Source organism: Streptococcus sp. 1055 (assembly GCF_013276815.1).
Lineage (GTDB): Bacteria > Bacillota > Bacilli > Lactobacillales > Streptococcaceae > Streptococcus > Streptococcus pseudopneumoniae.
On the sequence record NZ_VMLT01000021.1, the window covers coordinates 70099 to 76198 of the forward strand.

Here is a 6100-nt window from a genome sequence, read left to right on the forward strand (position 1 = left end):
CCAGATAATTCCTACTTTTTCATGATCTATGATAACTTTTTTCTTTGATAAGATAAAGTGGTCTTTTTTTAGTCTCCAAATAAATCTTACTGATATATTTACCGAGAATCCCAATAGTCAAGAGTTGAATGCCTCCAAGAAAGAGAATAACAGCCATCAGAGAGGTCCAACCAGATGTCGGATTGCCCAAGATAAGGGTCCGAAACACCACAAAAACAGTCATCACAAAAGAAATAAAACAAGATAGGAGTCCCGCCACAAAGGCGATAATCAGGGGAAAATCTGAAAAATTAACAATCCCTTCAATGGAGTAGAAAAAAAGTTGCCTCAAACTCCAACTGGTCTTGCCAGCCTGCCTTTCGACATTTGGATAGTCCAAATAGTAGGTTTTGAAACCCACCCAGGCGAAGAGCCCCTTTGAAAAACGATTGGACTCGGTCAAGCTTAAAATGGCATCGACTACAGACCGTCTCATCATGCGAAAATCACGGACACCTGATGGCAGGGCTACTGGACTAATTTTTTGCATAAGGCAGTAAAAGAGATTAGCACAAAAACTGCGAAAGAAGGGTTCTCCCTCCCGACTAGTTCTCCGTGTTCCAACACAGTCTAAATCTGCATTCTGGTCTAGTAAGTTTTTCATCTCAAGCAACATACCAGGAGGATCCTGGAGGTCTGCATCCATTACCACCACCGGATCTCCTGTCGCATATTGCAAGCCTGCATACAGAGCTGCTTCTTTGCCAAAATTTCGCGAGAAAGAAATATAATGCACTGCCGGATTTTGTTCCCGATAGGCCTTTAAGAGTTCCAAGGTTCCATCACTTGATCCATCATCGACAAAGACATACTCGATTTCTGTTTCCAAGTCAGGAATCAGAGCTTCCAGAGCCTGATAAAAAAGAGGAAGTACTTCCTCTTCGTTTAAACAGGGGACAATGATTGATATCACCATCTTAGTCTTCGAATCCATTTGGATGCTTGCTTTGCCAACGCCATGTATCTTCACACATTTGGGTGATGCCGAGTTCTGCTTCCCAGCCCAGTTCTGCTTTGGCTTTTGCAGGATCTGAATAGCAGGCTGCGATATCCCCTGGGCGACGGTCTACGATGCGGTAAGGAATTGGGCGTCCCACTGCTTTTTCCATATTTTGGATAATTTCAAGAACTGAGTAGCCTTTACCTGTTCCAAGGTTATAAACGTTTAGGCCTGAACCTTTTTGGATTTTTTTCAGAGCTGCGACGTGACCTTTAGCCAAATCGACAACGTGGATATAGTCACGAACACCAGTTCCATCTTCGGTATCGTAATCGTCTCCAAACACTTGCACTTGCTCTAATTTCCCAACAGCTACTTGAGTCACATATGGCAAGAGGTTGTTTGGAATACCGTTTGGATTTTCTCCTAGGTCTCCACTTTCATGGGCTCCGATTGGGTTGAAATAACGAAGCAAGACCACATTCCATTCTGAGTCTGCCTTGTAGATATCTATCAAAACTTCCTCTAGCATGAGCTTGGTACGACCGTATGGATTGGTCACTGAAAGTGGGAAATCTTCCAGGATTGGCACTGTATGAGGATCTCCGTAAACTGTCGCAGAAGAACTGAAAATGATGTTCTTACAGTTGGCTTCTTCCATAGCTTTCAAAAGGCTAAGAGTTCCTGCGATATTGTTGTCATAGTAGGCAAGAGGAATACGAGTAGATTCTCCAACAGCCTTCAAGCCAGCAAAGTGAATGACCCCTGTTGGTTCTTCTTGTTTGAAAATGTCACGAAGAGTATCTATATCACGGATATCTGCCTCATAGAAAGGTACTTCAACTCCTGTAATTTTCTCAACAACTTCTAAACTTTTGCGATTGCTGTTGACAAGGTTATCCACCACAACAACCTGATGACCTGCTTGGATTAACTCAATAACAGTGTGGGTTCCGATAAAACCTGCTCCACCCGTTAGCAAAATCTTTTCTTGCATCTTAATTCCTCGATTCTCGGATTATTTTTTCTTATTTTACCATTTTTGATAGGGAATGTCATTTGCCATCCTAGAGGGTAAGATAAAATTTCAGTAAAATGCTTATACTCTTCGAAAATCTCTTCAAACAACGTCAGCTTCGCCTTGCCATGGGTATGGTTACTGACTTCGTCAGTTCCATCCACAACCTCAAAACAGTGTTTTAAGCAGCCCGCTGCTAGTTTCCTAGTTTGTTTTTTGATTTTCATTGAGTATTATTCGCTTTTTACCGGTTTGACATAGTTTTCAATTGGGTAGTTTTCAGGGTTCAAAGTCAACTCCTTGCCTTTGACCAATTGAGCTAGGTGGTAACCAATAATAGGACCAGTTGTGAGGCCTGATGAACCTAGTCCACTAGCAGCGTAGACACCTGCCAATTCTGGCACTTGCCCAAAGAAAGGAGAGAAATCACTAGTATAGGCACGGATTCCCACACGCTCAGCCCTTGAAGTCGCTCTAGCTAAAACTGGATAGTGAGGTAAGGCTGCCTCCTCCATTTGCTGGAGCAAGATTTCATCTACCGTCAAATCAAATCCCATATCATTTTCATGGGTAGCACCTAGGGACAATTTGCCACCTGCAAAAGGAATCAAATCCCATTCCCCTTCTGGCATGACAACAGGGTAAAATTCCATGTCTTGGGCCAGCTGATAATCTCGGAGCTGTCCTTTCTGAGGACGGACATCCACAGCATAACCCAAGGGTTCTAACATATCCCCCAACCAAGCTCCCGTCGCCAAAATAACCTGCTCAAACTCCTCTTCACCAATCTGGTAGCCTGATGCTAACGGTGTCAGAGTCACTTTTTCTTTGACCAGCTTGACATGACTTGATTCCAGCAAATGAGTCACTAAAAGTTGGCCATCTACTCTCGCTCCACCAGAAGCATAGAGCAGACGGTCAAATCCCTGCAAACCAGGGAATAATTCATTAGATGATGCTTGGTCCAGAATGGCTAATTGCCCTATCAAGGGAGATTCTTCTCTGCGCTGGAGGGCTAATTCATAGAGTTCTTCCAACTTGGATTCATCCTTTTTCAGGAGAAAGACTCCCGAACGATGGTAAAAGTCGATTTCTTGCCCTGATTTCTCTAAATCAGCTAATAAATCCACATAAAAATCAGCCCCCAAGCGCGCCATTTTGTACCAAGCTTTATTGCGGCGTTTGGAAAACCAAGGACTGATAATTCCTGCTGCAGCCTTGGTAGCCTGACCTTGTCCATGGTCAAAGACGGTTACCTCTAGGTCACTTTCTTTCGAGAGGTGGTAGGCAGCTGTTGCCCCCACAATTCCTGCTCCAATAATGGCAACTTTTTTCATTGTTATAATTTATTCCTTTTGTTTCACTCAAGGCACAACACAGAATAAAAAAGTTTTGTGCCCTTTATTTTGTTTTATACTAGACCTCCATACTATCTTATTCTTTCCAATAATTATCTATCTAAGAGATTATCCTATTCTTAATTGTCAATAAGTTCACCCAGTCCTCTGGAAGACCGTAGTGTCTCAAATCAATTTGTTCTCTACTTCCTTCTTCTAGTAAATTTTGTATTTTTTATTCCAAAAATTCTGGGTTTCTAGGGACATGGACAAAATAAGATGTCTCATTGCTATAAAATAAATAAATAATGTCTTATCATCATTCTCTGAGTTTGTCTCCAATAACTCCTTATCAGAATGATGAAGAGCAGGTAAGGTATGGTGTAAGCGTTCATATAATCTGCCATTATATGAGCATATATTTCTAAGATATCGAAGTGCATTACACCAGGACAATAAGATTTTAGCTGGAATTTTATCATCCTTATACAAGAGCAAACTAATATAAGCAGCAACCTTATTTCGATAACCTGGTTGTAAGGCGACAAGAAATGATGATATATTTCCAAATGTCATTAAACGAAAAACAGTCCAAGGCAACACAACACCATATTGTCTAATCTGATTCTTTACTATGGAATCATCTTGTTTTTCAAAAATAAACCGCGATAAATGATACTTTGTTTTCAAGACAGTATCCTGACGTTTAGGGTTATCCTTGCAGTATTTAGATTGTTCAGAAAAATATAAATCATCGTCTTCAAAAATATAAATAGTTTTTTGGTATCCAAGCGTCAGAGCATCAGCGGTACTCTTTTTCAAAAAGACTTCAATTCTCTCCAATATTTCTTGAAGGAAATTTCTAAGGTAACTATCAAATAAGTAGGCTTACTTAGCTAAAATATACTGACGATTAACCAATTTACCATAAATCTACGCAATCCTTTTTATAAAATTCATCATCAACATTATATGAAAAATCCCAATGAGATTTATCTTTCATATGTTGATACAATTCTTCTTCTGTCAGTGCAGGTTCAATCGCCATTTTTAACGTAGTAGGTGCTAACACAGGATTATAAACTAATCGTATTTTATCAACTATATCAATATTTCAAGGAATATATTCCTTGAAATTTGTTAATTCAAATATGGCAACATTCATTCTAACAGTCTCCACTATATGAAAAAAGGTCACCTAGTTATACATTGCTGCACCTTTGATGACTTCTAATCTACCTAGATTATACCACAATAATCCCTATTAATCAATAGAAATATTTTTTAAGTGTAGTATATTGAGCCTAGAATAGTAGGCTACGGATTCTAAAATATTTCTAGAAATTAATTTGACTTTCTCAATCTCTTTGTTCATATCTTATTTCAATCTACTATATATGATATACGTATGGTTGGTTATGGAGAGCACAATCATCTGACAAAACCAAGTGATAGAGAGCGCTTACATCAACTCCTAAAGAAAGATGGATAGAAAGACGCTTTTCAACTTCTTTCTATCCATTACTTCCTTCAAGAGTCCACACCAGCAATTTTCAGTTCCATTTCATGAACTATCTTACTTGTTTCGTGTTTCTTCTTTATCTTACTCTACCATCAAAGACTTCTACTTGTACTAGAGGAGGAAGCATTCCCATTTAAAAGACGGTGTCCTGTTCCCAGAACCACTTCCCCACTAGAAGCTGGTATATTCCCACTACAGGTTTGCGACTAACTTTTCCTATCGTCATTATCCAGCAATGTAGTAACTTCTATGGTCGCCTGCGATATTTCAACATGTCGCTTATCTTAGCTGAGCAAGAATCGCTTTGAGTTTCTCAATCAACTCGTCTTCTGTGTGGTCAGACTCTTTCTCATTGGCTAGGAAAGCAACTGCTTGAGCGAGAGCTTCTCGTGCTTGGTCGAGAACTTTCGTATCCACATTTGTAGAATCCAATTCTGCTTCAAGCTTGCTTAGTTCCTTGACCAATTTCTTGAGTTCTGACTCTTTCTTACGACGCGCGATGAGGAAGAGAAGGAGCCCAAGAAGGGCAAGTAGACTGCCAATCATTACTACATATGAAAATTCAGTAGTTGTCTGACTATCGTCTTTCATCTGATCTTTTTCTTGATTTTGCTGGTCTTCTTTCACACCTTTTAAGGAGTCTATTACCTCTCTCACTCTTCTAACAATATCACGCAAATCGGACTCTGTCAAACTTTCGTCATTAAGAGCTTGTTTAATCTCTGTAAGAAGAGCTTTAGCTGACTCAAGCATTGTACTATCTATATCATCCAAATCTTTCAAACGACTTTCCAATCCTTCAACCAATCGAGCAAGCTCAGACTTGTCAACAGGACGAGTCTCGTTAGGAGTCACTGTAGTTCCTGAATTGTTTGGAGTGCTTGTAGAAACTGGCGTTTCTTGAGTCGAAGTGCTTGCTTGTGCCTGTCCAACAGTAGACGATGGAGTAGTAAGGGTCGTATTGCTACTATTGTCAGTTGTCACACCAGGGGCTGGAGTATTGCCTCTGTTATCTGGTGTCACACTGTTGCTATTGCTGCCAGCAGGGTTGGTAGTAGCTCCATTGTTGGTGTTGCCACTGTTGCTAGTATCAGTACTATTATTACCAGATTTTTTCTCTACGGTTTCTGTCGATGGAATTTCTTTAGTTGTTCCATCTGGTAATGTGACAGTTACGTCTCCATTGTCTTTTACAACTACGTTGGTGGCTGTTGGGTTAGCTTTCGAAACGGCTTCTTTAACTT

5 protein-coding genes and 2 pseudogenes are annotated in these 6100 nt (G+C 40.1%); all 7 read right to left on the reverse strand.

Annotated elements, in window-relative coordinates; translation table 11 throughout:
* Positions 1-19: 19 nt before the first annotated feature.
* A pseudogene (locus HT699_RS12130) lies at positions 20-211 on the reverse strand (glycosyltransferase); the annotation flags it as partial.
* 183 nt (positions 212-394) lie between these two features.
* Positions 395-973 (reverse strand): annotated as a pseudogene (locus HT699_RS12135) (glycosyltransferase family 2 protein); the annotation flags it as partial.
* Positions 957-1976 carry a UDP-glucose 4-epimerase GalE gene (gene galE, locus HT699_RS02875; RefSeq protein ID WP_001156507.1) on the reverse strand — a complete coding sequence of 340 codons (1020 nt, stop codon included), beginning with the start codon at positions 1974-1976 and terminating at the stop codon, positions 957-959. The pseudogene HT699_RS12135 and the gene galE, both read right to left, overlap by 17 nt.
* Complete coding sequence (locus HT699_RS02880) at positions 1955-2224, reverse strand: hypothetical protein (protein WP_172934080.1); 270 nt, start codon at positions 2222-2224, stop codon at positions 1955-1957. The genes galE and HT699_RS02880 overlap by 22 nt, the downstream gene beginning before the upstream one ends.
* 6 nt (positions 2225-2230) lie before the next feature.
* Positions 2231-3334, reverse strand: a complete 1104-nt coding sequence (locus HT699_RS02885) for an FAD-dependent oxidoreductase (RefSeq protein ID WP_023940312.1) — start codon at positions 3332-3334, stop codon at positions 2231-2233.
* Positions 3335-3550: 216 nt separating this feature from the next.
* The gene (locus HT699_RS11640; protein WP_007284783.1) at positions 3551-4177 is read right to left on the reverse strand and encodes an Abi family protein; all 627 of its coding nucleotides are present in this window, start codon (positions 4175-4177) and stop codon (positions 3551-3553) included.
* 958 nt (positions 4178-5135) lie between these two features.
* The coding region (locus tag HT699_RS11525) for a hypothetical protein (RefSeq protein WP_191996318.1) at positions 5136-6100 on the reverse strand (965 nt) is incomplete at its 5' end.